The organism is Comamonas sp. C24C, assembly GCF_053345995.1.
The window spans coordinates 42,480-59,624 of sequence record NZ_JBKFBC010000006.1; the positions used below are offsets into that span (position 1 = coordinate 42,480).

Sequence of the window (17,145 nt, forward strand, 5' to 3'; positions counted from 1 at the left end):
TGGCCAGAAGGCTGTGACACTCACACTACCTCGCGAACTTCAACGCAGCATGCCCCAGAATTTGATAGCACTGTCTGCGCGCATTCACTAATGCATGTACCGGAAACCCATGCCAACCGGGCTTGCGCAGGCAAGCCTCGCCGGACTTGAAACTCGTACTGGCAAGCGCATCTCACGGCAAACGCCGGACATGGCTGGAACTGGCCTGGCAGCCAGAACAGAAAGCGGGGAGATGGGACGCTGCTGTACCGCGGTCACCGCCGGGCACAGGGATGCGTCAGCGCAGCAAGAGGCTGGCTTGTGGTGATGATGAAATGCGAAAACCGGCCGCTGTCGAACCCGCTGGCCAGTCCCCTTGGCAAAGCGAAACACCCGATATCTCCCCTGGCGGCTTGGGCCGCACTGTCTGTTGTCCTTCAGGCAGGAGAGAAGCCCGAAGGATTGCTGCTATCCATGAAGTGACTAGGGGAAATTGTAGGCAGCTTTGTGTCGAATCAATGACCGGAAAACGACAGATGTGCTATCGCAAACCCGTGTTGCGCGGCTGCTTGAGCATGGCCTTCATGTCTTCCAGCGACACGGCGCTATTGGCCTCCAGACGCAGCTTGGGCTGCGGTTTGTAGGCGTGGCCATAGACGATCTCGAAGGTCAGCGAGAGCTGGCCATCGGGCTGCTTGTCGGCCCAGCGCTCCTCAATTTTCTGCAGCAGCCCGGCCTTCCAGCCGCGACCGCGCAGGCCGGCAAAACGCCCGGGGTGGAAATTGCGGCCCAGTTCGCGCAGCTCCTGCAGCAGACGCTGCGGCGTGGCAAAGGTCAGGGTGATGCGCTCCATGTCCATCACGGGTTCGGCAAAGCCGGAATGCACCAGCATGTCGCCCCAGTCATGCATATCGGTAAACGTATGACCTGCCGGCCCCCAGCCGAGTTCGGCGTAGAGCCTGTGCAGCTGCTGCACGGTATCCGGACCGAGACAGGAGAACATGACATAGCCATCGACCTTGAGCGCCTTGTGCCAGCGCTCGATCAGGGTCTGCGGGTCGGCCGCCGTATGCAGCAGCATATTGGCCCAGAGCATGTCCATGCTGCCGTCCGCAGGCTCGGCCATGTGTACAGCCGCCCCCTTCCAGCGCGAGAGCTGCCACCAGCGGCTGCCGAGCTTGTCCTGCGCCACTGCCTCGCGGCGGGCCACGGGTTCATGGATCGTGCATTCGGCCTGCGGATAGCGCTCGCGCAGCAGTTGGTGTGCCTGCATGCCACCTCGCACCGGCTCCCAGTGGCACCAGGTCTCGGGCGGCTTCACGATCCAGTCCAGGCGCTGCTGCATGCGGCTGGCCACCTCCTCGTGCAACCAGGGGGATTCGGCCGGAGCGGCCATTTGCCAATGGTTTGCAGCGATGGAATCAATGGTGGGTGGCAGGGCGTGGGACATGGGCAGACAGAAACGGGCAGCTGGCCGAATAAGCGTTCAGCTCACCAACTGCCGGAAAGAAGATCAATGCGGCGCGAGTATATTGATTCCATGCCCGACCTTCATGCGACATGGCTTTCGCACCTGCAACGCCAGCAGCAGCGCTGGCTGGATGCTCTGCCCAGCCAGTGCGCAGTCTGCGGACGCTGGCCCGGACCACGCATCTGCCACGACTGCCAGACGCGCTGGGCTCGGCAAAAGCACCGCTGCCAAAGCTGCGCCCTGCCGCTGCCCTCCCTGGTCAGCCTCTGCGGCAGCTGCCTCAAGCAGCCGCCCCGGCTAAAACGCTGCACCTCCGTGCTGGACTATGCCTATCCCTGGCAGGACCTCATCACGCGCTACAAATTTCAGGCCGATCTGGGGTTGGCGCGCAGTCTGGGCAGGCTGATGGCCGGCCATCCCGAAGTCAGAGAGCAGTTGAGGGCCTGCGCTGCCTTGCTGCCCATGCCTGCCTCCGATGAGCGCGTGCGCGAGCGCGGCTTCGATCACTGCCTGCTGCTGGCACGCGCCCTCTGCGCGCAGTACGACACCTGCTTGCCCTTGCTGAGCGGGGTGGTGCGGCGCAGACATCTGGAGCTGCCCCAGCACGCCTCCAGCCGTGAGCAACGGCTGCGCCAGCTGCGCAATGTCTTCAGCCTCGACCCTGCCCGGAAGGCCCTCATCGAAGGGCAAGCGATTTTGCTGCTGGACGACGTGATGACGACCGGCGCCACGCTGGATGCACTAGCCCGCTGCCTGCTTTCGGCGGGCGCCGCCTCGGTCAGTGCCGTCGTGCTGACGCGCACGCCTTGACCCATATCTGCCAGTCTGGAACTGCGGGGCCCGCAGCGCAGGTAAAAGCCGGGCGGCACAATAGCGCCCCATGTTTCATATCGTTCTTGTGGCGCCCGAGATTCCCCCCAACACGGGCAATGTCATCCGTCTGGCCGCCAACACGGGTTGCAGCCTGCATCTGATCGAGCCACTGGGTTTTTCCATGGAAGACCGGCATATGCGCCGTGCCGGACTGGACTATCACGAGTACGCCAATGTGGCCCGCCACGCCAGCTGGGAAGCCTTCCTCGCAAGCTGCCAGCCCCAGCGCGAGCGCATGTTTGCCATGACCACGCACAGCAGCAGTCCGGCCCATGCCATGGAATTCAAGGCGGGCGACTGGCTGGTCTTTGGCTCTGAAAGCAAGGGCCTGCCGCCCGAGGTGCGCGCCCAGTTCCCCAACGAGCAGCGACTGCGCCTGCCCATGCTGGCCTCTCAACGCAGCCTGAACCTGTCCAATGCCGTGGCCGTGACGGTGTTTGAAGCCTGGCGCCAGCAGGGTTTCGCAGGTGCTGCCCTTGCAGAGCCCAAGACTGCGCTTTAAGTTCCCGCTTATTGTCTCTAATTTCGGAACAATAAGTTGCGCAACAGGGGGTTTTTCTCCTGATTAGATCGTCCTAAAGTACGACTCATGGACTTGCAGCCGACCGACGATATCCGCCAGGACTGCAGGCCCGACGTACCAAAGGACGAATCATGAAATACGCCAACCGCTTTGCCATCGTTGCCGCCCTGGCCATGTCCGCCGCCGCTGCACAGGCTGCAAGCTTTGACTTCACCGGCGATCACTACCCTCCCGAAGTTGCAGGTCAATCCACCCTGACCCGTGCTCAGGTCAATGCCCAGGTGCAGGACGCCATGGCCAAGGGCCAACTGCAACTCGTTGGCGATGCCTATCTGCCCCTGTCCCAGCAACAGCAATCCAGCAACCTCAGCCGTGAGCAAGTGCGCCAGGAGACCATTGCCGCAGGCAAGGCCGGTTTGCTGGACAACTATGGCGAATGACGGACTCTGCGCAGCACCCTGCTTTGCGAGGTGCGGCTCAATAACAAAGCCCCAAGGCACAAGCCAAGGGGCTTTTTTCATGGCTTGAAATTACGCCGCGAATCAGGCCGCCGCACCAAAGCTGCGCGCCAGCGACTCGGCCACGCACACAGGCTTGTCGCTGCCTTCGCGCTCCACCGTCACCAGCCAGGTCATCTGAATGCCCTCAGGCTCGATGCGTTCCGCCGCCTGCAAGGTCATGCGCGCCCGCAAGCGGCTGTTGACAGGTACGGGAGCCATGAAGCGCACACGGTTGAGCCCATAGTTCACCCCCATCTTGGCTCCTTCGATCTTGAAAGTGCCTTCGAAGAACTTCGGCAGCAGGGACAGCGTGAGAAAGCCATGGGCAATCGGCGCGCCGAACGGCCCCTGGGCAGCTCGCTCGGGATCGGTATGAATCCACTGCTGATCGCCCGTGGCGTCGGCAAACATTTGAATCTGGGCCTGGGTGATGGTGATCCAGTCGCTGACGGCGACTTCCTGCCCAATCGAGGCCAGCACTTCGGAGTAGGAGCGAAAGGTTTTCATGCCCCCAATGTAGAAGCCCCCTGCCCCATGTCATGTCTGACGCGGGACAAGGGGCTTACCCTAGATTATTTAATCAAATATGCCGAAAACCCAATATATTCAAGCGTTAAAAGCTATGCTTTTTGAAGCATATCAGGCTTCACTGGAGCGCTGAACAAAGAACAGGCCTGTACCCACGGCCATCAGCAGGCCGCCGAACACGCGGTTCTGATTGCGCATGGCGCGTGCGCTGCGCATCAGGCCGCGCAAGGCGCTGGCACCTGCTGCGTAGCTGTGCATCACCGTGGTGTCCACGGCCAGCATGGTCACGGCCAGAATCGCCAACTGCGGAGCCAGGGGACGGCTGGTGGTCATGAACTGGGGCAGCACGGCAACCATGAAGATGATGCCCTTGGGATTGGTGGCATTGGTCAGAAAGCCCGTCAGCACGCGCTTTTTGAGACTGGCCTCGGGCGCGGCCTCTTGCGCTGCCAGCGGCGAGCCGCCCGAACGCCACTGGCTGATGCCCAGATAGATGAGATAGCCGGCGCCCACGATCTTGACGGCATTGAAGGCCCACTCGGACGCCATGAGCAGCGAGCCCACGCCGGCACCTGCTATCAACAAGATGAGCAGCAGCCCGAGCTGCAGACCCATGATGGTGGCGCTGGTCTTGCGCACGCCATAAGACAGGCCATGACTCATGGACAGCACAGCCCCCGACCCCGGCGAGACCGCGATGATCCAGGAGGCCACAAAAAAAGCAAACCAGGTGTGCAGGTCCATACTCACTCCAAACGCCGATCTAAAGCGCCAGTCACAAAGCGCTTATCTTAAAAGTTGCGCTGTCAACTTGCAGACGCATGGTTGACCAGGCGCTATAAGCATCAGGTAAACATTCATCTGCTTTTTTCTTTCTGTCAAAAATCTGACGCTTGGCTGCGGGTGCCAAAATGGAATCTCTCTAGGGTTAACACCACATAACATTCCCATGGAACACGGCTCTCCCATCTGGCTGACTTACGGCTTCATTTATCTTACGGCAGCAGTTCTGGCCGTCCCCATCGCCAGAGCCCTGGGCCTGGGAGCCATCATTGGCTACCTGGGTGCCGGCATTGCCATGGGCCCCTGGGGCTTTGGCCTGGTCCGCAATGTGGACGACATCCTGCACTTTGCCGAGTTTGGCGTGGTGCTGATGCTGTTCGTGATCGGACTTGAGCTGCAGCCCAAGCGCCTTTGGGAGCTGCGGCGCCCCATCTTCGGCTGGGGCATGGCCCAGATGGTGGTCTGCACCGGCATTCTGTTCCTGGCCGCCTGGGCCTTCGGTCTGTCCTGGCGCGTCAGCCTGATCGCAGGCATGGGCCTGGCACTGTCATCCACTGCCGTCTGCCTGCAGATCATGGCCGAACGCAATCTGATGCGCACTCCCAGCGGACAGGCCGCCTTTTCCATCCTGCTGTTCCAGGACGTGGCGGCCATCCCCATCCTGGCGCTGATTCCGATTCTGGGCGCCTACAAGGCCGCCCATGCCAGCCACGGCGACAGCCATGTCTGGCTGGCCATTCTGAAGACCGTGGGCACGATTGGCGCCGTCATCATCGGCGGCCGATTGCTGCTGCAGCCGCTGCTGCGCTGGATTGCGCGCAGCAAGACCCCCGAGATCTTCACCGCCACCTCTCTGCTGCTGGTCGTGGGCATTGCCATGCTGATGACACAGGTGGGCCTGTCCATGGCGCTGGGCGCCTTCCTGGCCGGCGTGCTGCTGGCCGACAGCGAATACCGCAGCGAGCTGGAAACCAATATCGAGCCGTTCAAAGGCCTGCTGCTGGGCCTGTTTTTCATGGCCGTGGGCATGAGCATCGACTTTGGCGTCATCCTCCAGTCCCCCTGGACCATGGCCGCCATGGTGACGGGCTTTATTGCGCTGAAGGCAGTGATGATCTTTGGTCTGGCCAGATTCATGCAGATTCCCTGGCGCGAGCGCCCGGTGTTCACGCTGATGCTGGCGCAAGGCGGGGAATTCGCCTTTGTGGTGTTTCAGACGGCGGCGCAGTACAAGGTGTTTCGCCACAGCGTCTCGTCCATGCTGGTCGCGGCCGTGGCCCTGTCCATGCTGCTGGGCCCGCTGCTGCTGGTGCTGCTGGACAAACTGCTGCTGCGCCGCTTCTCCACCATCAGTGACGAGGAATGCGGCATGGAAAAGGCCCAAGAAATCTCCGAGCCTCAGGACTCGCCCATCATCATTGCCGGCTTCGGCCGCTACGGCCAGATCGTGGCTCGCGTGTTGCTGGCCCAGGGCATACGCCCGACCATCCTGGACCATAGCGTGGAAATGCTGGAGGCCGCGCAGATCTACGGCCACCGCGTGTTCTACGGCGATGCCACACGCATGGACCTGCTGCGCATCGCAGGCGCGGCCCAGGCCCATGTGCTGGTGATTGCCGTCGACACCACCGAGCAGTCCCTCAAGATAGCCAGTCAGGTGCGCAAGCATTTCCCCAACCTCGAGATCGTGGCCCGTACCCGAGACCTGGATCACTGGTTCCGCCTGCGCGATCTCGGAGTCGAGCATGCCCAGCGCGAAGTCTTCGAATCCAGCCTGATCTCGGCCCAGTCAGTGCTGGAACTGCTGGGTCAGAGTCCGGCCGAAGCCAAACGCATCACGGCACGATTCAGGGAGCACAATCTGGCGCTGGCCGAGCGCATGTACCCGCACTACAAGGACAAGAACCAGCTGATTGCAGTGGCCAAGCAGGGCCGCCAGCAACTGGTGGAGCAGATGGCCAAGGAGCGTGCCGATCTGCTGGCCGACAACGCAGATGTACCCGATACGCCCCTGGCCAGCGAGCAAGACCATAGTCCAGCCGACGCCCGGCAGCCGTGATACGCTGCGCGCCATCATGTTCAACCCCAGTCAAGCCGACGTACGGCGATTTTTTTGCGGTGTGCGCGCCAAGATGATCAGCGGCGCGCCCATGGAGGCCATCGAGACGCTGGCCAGCCTGTGGATAGACGAGCACCCCGAGTATTTCGACGAGCTCTCCGACGTGGATGCCGCAGTGGCGCGCAACTACGATGCGGAGACCGAGCGCACCAACCCGTTTCTACACCTGTCCATGCATCTGTCCATCAGCGAGCAGTGCAGCGTGGACTCGCCACGCGGCATACGCCAGGCCGTGGAACTGCTGACCAGAAAGCGTGACCTGCATGACGCCCATCACGCCGCCATGGAATGCCTGGGCCAGATGCTCTGGGAAAGCCAGCGCTCGGAACGCCCGCCCGATGGCGAGGCCTATGTTGCCGGAGTGCAGCGCCTGGCGACCACCGACGGCAGTTTCAAAAGCAGCCTCTGAGGTGCCCTCTGAAAAACACAAAGCCCGCCTTGGCGGGCTTTGTGTTTGCCGAAGCTCGATTTATTTCTGGCCCAGACGGAAATGCGGTTGCGCCACCACCTGCATCTCGCTGTCCAGACTGCCTATGTATCGGGCCAGCTGCTGCAACTCTTCGTTCTTGAACTGTTTGGCAATGCCGGCCATCACACCATTGCTGCGCCCGATGATTGGATTGCCCTCGGTCCTGTAGGCCTGCAAAGCCCGGAACACATAGTCCGAATACTGCCCTGCCACCTTGGGATAGGACGGATCGATGGGCTTGGAAAAGCCTTCGCCATGGCAGGAGAAGCAGGCGCCCTTTTGCAACAGGGCCGTGACGGCTGGGTTGGCTTCCTTGGGCTTGCCGTCCTTGGCCTTGGCATGCCCCGCATAGTAGGCCGCCACATCGGCCATGTCCTGCTCGCTCAGCGAGTCGGCAATGCCGCGCATGGTGGGGTGTTTGCGTTCACCTTTCTTGTAGGCGTTCAGGGCCGAGACGATATAGGCCTCGTTCTGCCCACCGATCATGGGTACCTTGTATACCTCAGGGAAGCTGGCCTGATAACCGGTGATGCCATGACAGCCTATGCACATGGCGATCTTGCCTGCGCCAGCCTTTGCATCGCCCTTGACAGCCTGGGCGTTCGCCGCGCCGGTCACTGATGCGACAACTACTGCCAATACCGTGGTCCAAGTTTTTATCATTTTGCGCGCACAATCCTTCAAGAGTTCAGACGGGTGCTCAAATGCCTTGCTGCAGTGCAAACGATTATGGCAGTGAGAATTTCGCACGCTTATCAATACTTACGCTGATACCGCCCATGAAGTTTCAAGGTTCCGACAAATACGTGGCCACGCAAGATCTGATGCTGGCCGTCAACGCTGCCGCTACCCTGCAGCGCCCTCTGCTCATCAAGGGCGAGCCCGGCACGGGCAAGACCATGCTGGCCGAGGAGGTCGCGCAGGCGCTGGACATGCCGCTGCTGCAGTGGCACATCAAGTCCACCACCAAGGCCCAGCAAGGCCTGTATGAGTACGACGCCGTGAGCCGCCTGCGCGATTCGCAACTGGGTGACGAGCGCGTCAAGGACATTCACAACTACATCGTCAAGGGCGTGCTCTGGCAGGCGTTCACGGCGGAGCGCCCCGTGGCCCTGCTGATCGACGAGATCGACAAGGCCGACATCGAGTTCCCCAACGACTTGCTGCGCGAAATCGATCGCATGGAGTTCTATTGCTACGAGACCCACGAGATGATCCGCGCCAAGCACCGCCCGCTGGTCTTTATCACCTCGAACAACGAAAAGGAACTGCCCGACGCGTTCTTGCGCCGCTGCTTTTTCCACTACATCAAGTTCCCCGATGCCGACACCATGCGCCAGATCGTGGCCGTGCATTTCCCCAAGCTGCAGGGCGAGCTGCTGAGCGCCGCGATGAAGGTCTTCTACGACGTGCGCAATCTGCCCGGCCTCAAGAAAAAGCCTTCGACCAGCGAGCTGATCGACTGGCTCAAACTGCTGGTCGCCGAGGAGATTCCCGCATCGGCCCTGCAATCCGAGGAAGGCAAGGTCAGCGTGCCCCCCCTGGTTGGCGCATTGCTGAAGAACGAACAGGATATGAGCCTGTTTGAAAAGCTGGTCTTCATGAACCAGCGCAATCGCTGAGCCGACATCAAAAAACCGAGGAGACACAGCCCATGAGCACCGCACAACAACTGCTGCTGGAAGGCGGCTCCGACGCCGTCGGCTTTGTGGGCGGCGCCCTGCTGGGCTGGGGCCTATCCCATGTACTGGGCCTGGATCTGTTCGCCCAGGGTTATGGCGCCGGCAGCATTGCTGCCATCGCCATGGTGGGCCTGGGTGGAGGTCTGGGTCTCAAGCTGGCCCGATTCTGGCGCAGCAAGCGCAAATCTCTTTGAGTGAGCAAGCCATGACTTTTGTAGAAACCGTAACCCTGCGCGATCGCGGCGTGCGACTGGAGCCGCTGGCCCTGAGCCATGAGGCAGGTCTGGCCGCAGCCGCTGCCGATGGCGAGCTGTGGAAGATTCGCGTGACTTCCGTGCCCGAGCCTGCCGAGGTGCGCAGCTATATCGAGGCCGCGTTGCTGGGCCGTGACCAGGGCCACCGCTTTGCATTCGCCGTTCTTGACGATGCCAGTGGCAAAGTGCTGGGCACGACCAGCTATCACGACATCGTGCCGGCCATTCGCCGCGTGGAGATTGGCTACACCTGGTATGCCAAAAGCGTGCAGCGCACCCATGTGAACACCTCGGCCAAGCTGCTGCTGCTGGCCCATGCTTTCGGTACGCTGGGCTGCCATGTGGTGGGCTGGCGCACGGACAACTTCAACTTCGCCAGCCAGCGCGCCATCGAGCGCCTGGGTGCCAAGAAAGATGGTGTGATCCGCGGCCATGCGCTGCGCCGCGACGGCACGATTCGCGACACCGTGATGTACAGCATGCGCAGTGGCGAATGGCCTGAAGCCCGTGCACAACTGCTCTATCTTCTGGAGCAACATGCACCCGCTGCATAAGCGCTGGAGGCATTTTTCATGCTGATCGATTTTTTCTATACCCTGCGTGCTGCCAAGCTGCCTGTGTCGGTCAAGGAGTTTCTGGCCCTGCTGGAAGCGCTGGACGCAGGCCTGATCGGCCCCAAGAGCGAGGATCGCTGGAGCCTGGACGACTTCTACCACCTGGGCCGAACCATTCTGGTCAAGGACGAGAAGCACTACGACAAGTACGACCGCGCTTTTTCCGCCTATTTCAAGGGCGTGGAGATGCTGGCCGACCTGACCAAGGAAATTCCGCAGGACTGGTTGCAAAAGCTGCTGGAGCGCGAACTCAGCCCCGAGGACAAGGCCAAGATCGAAGCCATGGGCTGGGACGAGCTGATGGAAACGCTCAAGAAACGCCTGGAGGAGCAGAAGGAGCGCCACGAGGGCGGCAACAAATGGATCGGGACAGGCGGCACCAGCCCCTTCGGCCACGGCGGCTACAACCCGGCAGGCATCCGCATTGGCGGGCCGGGCCGCAACAAGAGTGCCGTCAAGGTCTGGGAGCAGCGCGCCTACCGCGACTATGACGACACCCAGGAACTGGGCACGCGCAATATCAAGGTCGCGCTGCGCCGCCTGCGCAAGTTTGCGCGCCAGGGCAGCGAGCTGGAGCTGGATCTGCCGGACACCATCCGTTCCACGGCAGCCAATGCGGGCTATCTCGACATCAAGATGATTCCCGAGCGGCACAACAATGTGAAAGTGCTGCTGCTCATGGACGTGGGCGGCACCATGGACGAGCATATCCAGCGTGTGGAGGAGCTTTTCTCGGCCGTGAAGAGCGAACTCAAGCACCTGGAGTTCTATTACTTCCACAACTGTGTCTACGACTTCATGTGGAAGAACAACCGCCGCCGATTTGCCGAGAAGTTTCCGACCTGGGACATCATTCGCAAGTACAACAAGGACTACAAGCTGATCTTTGTCGGCGATGCGACCATGAGCCCCTACGAGATCCTGCAGCCCGGCGGCTCGGTCGAGTACATGAACGAGGAGCCCGGTGCCGAATGGCTGCAGCGCCTGACGAATGCCTTCCCGCACTTTGCCTGGATCAATCCGGAGCCCCAGGGCGTATGGCAGTATCGCCAGAGCATCAGCATCATCCAGCAGTTGATGGGTGACCGCATGTACCCTTTGTCGCTCAAAGGCTTGGAAGACGCCATGCGCATGCTGTCAAAATAGGGCCATGCCCCAGACCTTGCCCTTGAAAAAGCCGGCCTTGAGGCCGGCTTTGCTTTTGGGAGCCGCCTTGCTCCTCAGCGGCTGCAGCCTGCTTTCCCCCAAAGACAAAGAAGCCGAAGCCATGGGCATCGACACCAGCGGCCCGCCGGCCTTCACGCTGGAAGTCGATGCCCCCAAGCAAATCCGTGCGCTGCTGGAGCAGCATCTGGAACTCAAGCGCTTTCGCCACCAGCCCGATCTGCAGCGCCGCGAGCTGACACGCCTGCTGGGTGCGACCGATGCCAACGTGCGCGAGTTGATAGGCACCCTGGGCTATTTCAGTCCCACGGTGACTGTCGAGCTGACCGATACCCCTGATGAGGAAACACCACGCAAAGTGGTGGTCAAGGTCGATCCAGGCCCGCCCACCATCATTGAAAAATCCGATGTGCGCTTTACCGGCATCAATGCCAACGATGAGCTGGGAACCTCGCAGCGCCTGCAGATCGAGGAAACCTGGCCGCTGCAGGCTGGCGAGCAATTCTCGCAATCGGCCTGGAGCAGCGCCAAGAGCGGCGGTCTCAAGGAACTGCAAAAACGCCGCTACCCACTGGCACGCATAGATACCAGCCTGGCCGATGTGGATGCCGATACCAACAAGGCACAGGTCAGCGTGAGCTATGCCCCCGGCCCTGCCTATACCTTCGGTCCGCTGCAGATTGATGGCGCCGAGCGCTACGACCCGGTGCGCACGGCCCGTATCGCGCGCCTGCCCGAGGGCCAAGAATACGATCTGCAAAGCATGCTCGATGCGCAGCAGCGTCTGGTCAGCAGCGGCTATTACGACTCGGTATTTCTTTCTCTGGCCGACTCCCCACAACAGACCGCCACCGAGGCTGAACGTGACGAGCAGCGCAAGAGCCAGGGCGCAGCCATCACCTCGCCCGTGATTGCCAAGGTGCGCGAAGCCAAGCTGCAGAAATGGGTGTTCGGTGTGGGCCTGAGCACGGACACCGGACCGCGCCTGTCCATCGATCACACTTACAACAAGGTGCCCGGTCTGAACTGGCGTGCCGTCAGCAAGCTGCAGTTGGACAGGAAGAACCCGCTGATCTCCACCCAGCTGGTCGGCCTTCCCGGCGAGGATCTCTGGCGCTGGTTTGCCAGCGGCAAGCTAGAGCGCGCACCTGCGGGCGACTTCTACACCAACAGTGCGCAAATGCGCTTCGGCCGCTCCAAGGCCGAAGACCGCATAGAACGCAATATGTACCTGCAGTACGACTATGCCAAGACCCAGGGTGCAGGTGCTCCGCCCGGTGCCTCCTCGTTGCTGGCGAACTACGGCTGGACGGCCCGCTATTTCGACAACAATCTGCTTCCCACCTCGGGCTTTGGTCTGGCCCTGGAAGCCGGTGCAGGCACCACGCTGACGCCGCAGCGCTCGCCGTTCGGGCGCCTCACGGGCCGCTGGCTGAGCCTGATACCGCTGGGCGAGCGTGACGAGGAAACCAGACGCCGTAGTCGTCTGCAGATCAAGGCCGGAGTCGGCGCCGTCATGGCCAAGAAAGATGTGGATCTGCCCACCACCATCATGTTTCTGACCGGTGGCGACAACACGGTGCGCGGCTACGGCTACCAATCGATTGGCGCACGCACCGACAACGGCCGCGTGATTGCCGGCCGCTATCTGGCCATGGGCAGCGTGGAGTGGCAGCGGCCCATCACCATCAAAGGCAATACGCAGGACTTCGAGCACGCCGTCTTTATCGATGCAGGTACGGTCGGCGACGATATCAACCGGCTCTACACCCGCGTCGGCTTTGGCACCGGCATACGCTGGAAAAGCCCGGTCGGCCCGATTCAAGCAGATCTCGCCTGGGGCGCTCAGGAGCAGCAACTGCGCCTGCACCTGCGCCTGGGCTTCACGTTTTAAGCATGGCAGAAAAAGACACAACCCCTAGCGCCAAGGCCTCCTCCCCAGCCCCCAGACGCCGCCGCTGGCTGCGCGCGCTGGGCTGGACTATTGCAGCGGCCCTGCTCGCCCTGGCGCTGGCACTTGGCAGCCTGCTGTGGTGGATTGGCAGGGATGACTCGCTCAACCAGACGCTGCAGCGCGTGGCGGGCTGGCTGCCCGCAGACCAGAGCCTGGTGGCCAAGGAGGTCACGGGCAGCGTCAAGAACGGCGGCCGTATCGGCTGGCTGAAATGGCAAAGCCCGACCATGCAGGTCGAGGTCAATGAAGCACAGATCGGCTGGCAGTTCAGGCCTTTACTGCTGTCGCGCACGCTCAAGCTGGGCGAAGTCCATATCGCCGAGTTGCGCATTGCCAGCACCCCCGACCCCGACAAACCCGCCAGCGAACCACTGCAGTCGCTGACCCTGCCAGTGAAGATAGAGCTGCCCTTCAGGATCGATCAGATCATCTGGCAAGGCCCGCCCGACGCCGTGGTTCAGGACCTTCGCGGTCGCTATGAATACACGGGCACAGACCATGAACTCAAGGTCAGCAGCCTGCGTTTTGCCCAGGGTGCCTACCAGGCCCAGCTAAAGCTGCAGGGCGCCGCACCCATGGCGATGCAGGCCGAAGCAACAGGCGATGTGCAAGTGCCCAATCCGCTGGACAAGGACGGCGATGCCGGCGCCACCATTGCCGTGCAAGCCAAGGTGACGGTCGAGGGCACGCTGGCCACCGAAGCGGCCAGGCTGGCAATCAAGGCCAATGCCAGCGCTGAAGCATCGCCCCCCGGCCCGGGAACTCAAGACCCGCAGGCAATCGAGCCTAAGCGGGAAAAGAGCGGGAGACCGTCCAAAGAAGCAACGGCAGAGGTGGGCCCCATGCAGGCCGATGTGGAAGCCAGCATCATGCCCTGGCGCAGCCAGCCGCTACTGGCAGCCAAGGCCCTGCTCCAGAATCTCGATGTCTCGGCCTTCTGGCCTCAAGGGCCACGCACCCTGTTGACCGGCCAGTTGCAGGCCGGCCCAGACGAGACCGCTCCCACAGCTGCGAGTCTGGAAGCTCAGCCCTGGAAGCTCAACACCCGCTTCAGCAACGCACTGCCCGGCCCCTGGGACAAGCAGCGCCTGCCCGTGGCCGAGCTGACAGCCCGAATCAATTTCGATGGCCAGCAATGGCAGGTGGACGACTCCCGTATCCAGATTGGCAAGGGCCATATCGCACTCGGCGGTCAGTTCACTCCGAGCACCCGCTTGTTCGAAGGCCTGACCACGGTGGAACAGCTCAACCCGGCCGATCTCTACAGCACGCTGGAAGCCTCGCCCTTGCAGGGCCGGATCAGTGCCAAGGCCGTGCAGGCCGATGTCGACAGCAGCGATCCAGCAGCCAGCAAGATAGTGTTTGACGCCAACCTGCAAGCGGCAGGCGGCAAGCGCGACAGCTCGGCGCTGCGCATTCAAACCCTGGCTGCCAGCGGCCAGTGGCAGGCCCCGCTGCTGCAGTTGGAAAAGCTGCAGCTGCAAGCAATGCAGGCCAGCGTCGATGCCAGGTCCGTGGAGTTCAATACCGAAACCCAGCAGGCCAAGGCCAGGCTCAAGGCCGCTGCTCCCGGTGCGCAACTGAGCATCGAAGGGCAGATGGGCCCCGCCAGCGGCGCTGTCCAAAGCCAGCTGCAGCTCGGCTCCATGAGCACGCTCACGCAATGGCTGCGCAAGCTGCCGGGCGTCAAGGACCCACTGGGCGGTGCGCAGCTTGATGGCAGCGCAGATTTACAACTGGCCCTGAAGGGCGGTTGGGAAAATCTGCTCAAGCGCCTGAGCGCCGCCCATGGTTCGGCCATTCCCGCCAGCGGCTTGCAGATTCAGGCCAAGCTGCGCGCCGAGAAAATTCGCTATCTGCCCGCCGACACCGCAGTCGAGCAGAGCGCCGTCCTGCCTGCGCTGACACTGAGCATTGACGGCAGCCCCGAAAATGCCAAGGTCGGCCTGACTGCGCAGGCCCAGCAAGCCGGCAAGAGCATTCAGCTCGACACCGCTTTGCAAGCCGGCCTGGCCAGCGGCAAGGGCATGGCCCCGCTGGACTGGCAGGCCAGCCTGGAAAAGCTGCAGGCCCAGCTCACTCCTGACAAGAACAAGCCCGGCCCCTGGGTCGTGCAGCTTCAGCCCGGTGCCCCCATCCAGATCCAACAGCGCACCAGCGGCAGCACGGTGCTCAGCACCGTCTACCAACTCAGCGCCGGCAAGCTGCAGATCACGCCTCCGAAACTGGACCTCCGGCGTACCAGCAGCGAGCCACTGCCTCCCGCCCAGCTGACATGGGAGGCGAGCTCCGTCACCCGTGCCGGCAGCGGCCAATGGGGCGTGCGCAGCGCAGGGCAGGCACTTGGAATTCCACTGGCCTGGGTCGATGCCTTCAGCCTGGGCGATGACGATCCGCCACTGGAAGCCGCCGGGATTTCCGGCGACCTGAGCTTCAACGCGCGCTGGAACCTGGACACCCTGGGCAAGGATCTCAAGGCCGATCTCACGGTCGAGCGCGCCGCAGGCGATCTGCGGCTGGCGGTGGACGATGGCTCCAGCACCACCGTCATCCAGACTACCGGCCCCACTGCCACACGCGCCGGCGGCACGCGCACGCGCCAGATCGGCGGTGCAGGCATGCGCTCGCGCATCAAGGAGATGCGCCTCAACGTGCAGGCCCAGGGCAGCCAGGTCAACGCCAAACTGCTTTGGGACAGCGAGCGAGCAGGCAAGCTCAGTGCCGACCTGCGCACCCAGCTCAGCTACCAGCAAGACGGCTGGATGCTACCCGCCACCGCGCCTCTGTCCGGTCAGCTGCACGCCAATATGCCCGATATGGGGCTGTGGTCCTTGTTTGCGCCACCAGGCTGGCGCATTCAGGGCAGCTTGGCGGCGGATGCCAGCATCAGCGGCACCTTGCAGGACCCCAAGTGGCAGGGCGATATCAAGGCCGATGGGCTCAACATCGTGTCCCTGCTAGATGGCGTGGACCTGCGCGACGGCATTCTGCGGGCCAAGCTGCAAGGCACCAGACTGGACATCACCGAACTGCGCCTCAAGGGCGGAAAAGGCAGCCAGGCGCGTATTTTGGGCTATAGCGGCAATCTGACCCGAGCTCCTGAAGACGGCGGCCAGCTTACCGGCTCGGGCTATGCCCAGTTCACACCACCTGGTACGGGAGCCGAATCGGGCCTGAGCATGAATCTGCAGGCCAAGGCCAGCAAGCTGCAAGTCCTGGTGCGCGCCGACCGTCAGGTCAGCGTCTCCGGTGATCTGCAGGCCCGGCTGGAGCAAGGCCAGTTCACGCTGCGCGGCGACCTGACGGTCGACAGAGCCTCCATCATCCTGCCCGAAGAATCCGCGCCATCGCTGGACAAGGATGTGGTGGTGCGCTCGGCGGCATCGCGCAAGGCCGAAGAGGAGGAGCGCCGGCGTAGCGAACAACAGGCCCGCAAGGAGCAGGCCCGCGCCACGCCACGCAAGGTGCCAGACATTCTCGTCAAGCTCGACATGGGACGTGACTTTGCGCTGCAAGGCTTTGGCATCACCACGCGACTGCTGGGTCAGCTTGAAGTGCGAGGCGCCAGCTACATCGGCGGCCCGCCCAGCGTGACCGGAGAAATCCGTACCGAGGAAGGCCGCTACCGCGCCTGGGGACAGTCGCTGAATGTGGAAACCGGACTGATTCGCTTCAATGGCCCCTACAACAACCCCTCGCTGGACATACTGGCGCTGCGCCCGAATATTGCCGTCAAGGCCGGTGTGCAGGTGCTGGGCACAGCCAGTGCGCCACGCGTGCTGCTGTACTCGGACCCGGCCCTGCCCGACGCGGAAAAGCTCTCCTGGGTAGTCATGGGCCGCGACCCTGCCTCCGGCGGGGCCAGCAGCGCCCTGCTTCAGCAGGCCGCCATGGCCTTGCTGGCTGGCGGCAACAGTTCCAGCGGCAAGATTGCGGGCAGCCTGGGGCTCGATGAAGTCGGCTTCAAGGGCGGTGGGGACGGAACGGATGCAGCGGGCGCTGCGCTGACCATGGGCAAGCGCATTTCGGACAAGCTCTATCTGACCTACGAGCAGAGCCTGTCGGGAGCCATGGGCATCATCTACATCTTCTACGACCTGTCTCGCAGCGTCACCTTGCGCGCTCAAACCGGCATGACCAGCGCCATGGACATCGTCTATACCGTTCGCAAGGATTAAGCATGAAATATGACTCTATCCCTTTACTGGTAAGCGATAGAAGCTATCAATTCT

The 17,145-nt window shown here is 62.3% G+C and carries 15 protein-coding genes; 11 read left to right on the forward strand and 4 right to left on the reverse strand.

What is annotated here, in order from left to right; genetic code table 11:
* Positions 1-520 precede the first annotated feature (520 nt).
* Positions 521-1,429: a class I SAM-dependent methyltransferase gene (locus ACLBXN_RS12570; RefSeq protein WP_043003364.1), complete on the reverse strand. Its 909-nt coding sequence runs from the start codon at positions 1,427-1,429 to the stop codon at positions 521-523.
* A gap of 90 nt (positions 1,430-1,519) precedes the next feature.
* On the opposite strand from ACLBXN_RS12570, the gene ACLBXN_RS12575 reads away from it, so the two are divergent.
* The 3 genes from ACLBXN_RS12575 (at position 1,520) to ACLBXN_RS12585 (ending at position 3,286) form a co-directional block, all read left to right on the forward strand.
* Positions 1,520-2,260, forward strand: a complete 741-nt coding sequence (locus ACLBXN_RS12575; protein ID WP_447612344.1) for a ComF family protein — start codon at positions 1,520-1,522, stop codon at positions 2,258-2,260.
* Positions 2,261-2,330: 70 nt separating this feature from the next.
* Positions 2,331-2,825: a tRNA (uridine(34)/cytosine(34)/5-carboxymethylaminomethyluridine(34)-2'-O)-methyltransferase TrmL gene (trmL, locus tag ACLBXN_RS12580; protein ID WP_211456907.1), complete on the forward strand. Its 495-nt coding sequence runs from the start codon at positions 2,331-2,333 to the stop codon at positions 2,823-2,825.
* A 152-nt stretch (positions 2,826-2,977) separates the two neighbouring features.
* Positions 2,978-3,286 carry a DUF4148 domain-containing protein gene (locus ACLBXN_RS12585; RefSeq protein WP_003051774.1) on the forward strand — a complete coding sequence of 103 codons (309 nt, stop codon included), beginning with the start codon at positions 2,978-2,980 and terminating at the stop codon, positions 3,284-3,286.
* A 102-nt stretch (positions 3,287-3,388) separates the two neighbouring features.
* Here ACLBXN_RS12585 and ACLBXN_RS12590 read toward each other — a convergent pair whose 3' ends face one another.
* Both ACLBXN_RS12590 and ACLBXN_RS12595 read right to left on the reverse strand, forming a co-directional pair.
* The gene (locus ACLBXN_RS12590; protein ID WP_034366233.1) at positions 3,389-3,853 is read right to left on the reverse strand and encodes a MaoC family dehydratase; all 465 of its coding nucleotides are present in this window, start codon (positions 3,851-3,853) and stop codon (positions 3,389-3,391) included.
* 132 nt (positions 3,854-3,985) lie between these two features.
* Complete coding sequence (locus ACLBXN_RS12595; RefSeq protein ID WP_043003361.1) at positions 3,986-4,618, reverse strand: LysE family transporter; 633 nt, start codon at positions 4,616-4,618, stop codon at positions 3,986-3,988.
* 205 nt (positions 4,619-4,823) lie between these two features.
* On the opposite strand from ACLBXN_RS12595, the gene kefC reads away from it, so the two are divergent.
* Together kefC and ACLBXN_RS12605 are read left to right on the forward strand one after the other, a co-directional pair.
* Complete coding sequence (gene kefC / locus ACLBXN_RS12600; RefSeq protein ID WP_447612345.1) at positions 4,824-6,716, forward strand: glutathione-regulated potassium-efflux system protein KefC; 1,893 nt, start codon at positions 4,824-4,826, stop codon at positions 6,714-6,716.
* Between the two features lie 16 nt (positions 6,717-6,732).
* Positions 6,733-7,185 (forward strand): DUF1841 family protein, encoded by a 453-nt coding sequence (locus tag ACLBXN_RS12605; RefSeq protein WP_447612346.1) that lies wholly within the window; start codon positions 6,733-6,735, stop codon positions 7,183-7,185.
* Between the two features lie 60 nt (positions 7,186-7,245).
* Here the strand turns inward: ACLBXN_RS12605 and ACLBXN_RS12610 are convergent, their stop codons facing one another.
* The gene (locus tag ACLBXN_RS12610) at positions 7,246-7,908 is read right to left on the reverse strand and encodes a c-type cytochrome (RefSeq protein WP_447612347.1); all 663 of its coding nucleotides are present in this window, start codon (positions 7,906-7,908) and stop codon (positions 7,246-7,248) included.
* A gap of 116 nt (positions 7,909-8,024) precedes the next feature.
* On the opposite strand from ACLBXN_RS12610, the gene ACLBXN_RS12615 reads away from it, so the two are divergent.
* Genes ACLBXN_RS12615 through ACLBXN_RS12640 form a run of 6 tightly spaced genes read left to right on the forward strand, consistent with a single transcriptional unit; the run spans position 8,025 to position 17,091 of the window.
* Complete coding sequence (locus tag ACLBXN_RS12615) at positions 8,025-8,867, forward strand: AAA family ATPase (protein ID WP_003051760.1); 843 nt, start codon at positions 8,025-8,027, stop codon at positions 8,865-8,867.
* Between the two features lie 32 nt (positions 8,868-8,899).
* A complete protein-coding gene (locus ACLBXN_RS12620) occupies positions 8,900-9,121 on the forward strand; it encodes a hypothetical protein (RefSeq protein WP_003051758.1) in 222 nt (73 codons plus the stop codon).
* An 11-nt stretch (positions 9,122-9,132) separates the two neighbouring features.
* Positions 9,133-9,735 carry a GNAT family N-acetyltransferase gene (locus ACLBXN_RS12625; RefSeq protein WP_447612348.1) on the forward strand — a complete coding sequence of 201 codons (603 nt, stop codon included), beginning with the start codon at positions 9,133-9,135 and terminating at the stop codon, positions 9,733-9,735.
* Between the two features lie 18 nt (positions 9,736-9,753).
* Complete coding sequence (locus tag ACLBXN_RS12630) at positions 9,754-10,941, forward strand: vWA domain-containing protein (protein ID WP_003051754.1); 1,188 nt, start codon at positions 9,754-9,756, stop codon at positions 10,939-10,941.
* A 4-nt stretch (positions 10,942-10,945) separates the two neighbouring features.
* On the forward strand, positions 10,946-12,853 hold the full coding sequence (locus ACLBXN_RS12635) for an autotransporter assembly complex protein TamA (RefSeq protein WP_447612349.1): 1,908 nt from the start codon (positions 10,946-10,948) through the stop codon (positions 12,851-12,853).
* 2 nt (positions 12,854-12,855) lie between these two features.
* Positions 12,856-17,091: a translocation/assembly module TamB domain-containing protein gene (locus ACLBXN_RS12640; RefSeq protein WP_447612351.1), complete on the forward strand. Its 4,236-nt coding sequence runs from the start codon at positions 12,856-12,858 to the stop codon at positions 17,089-17,091.
* The last annotated feature ends 54 nt before the right edge of the window (positions 17,092-17,145 follow it).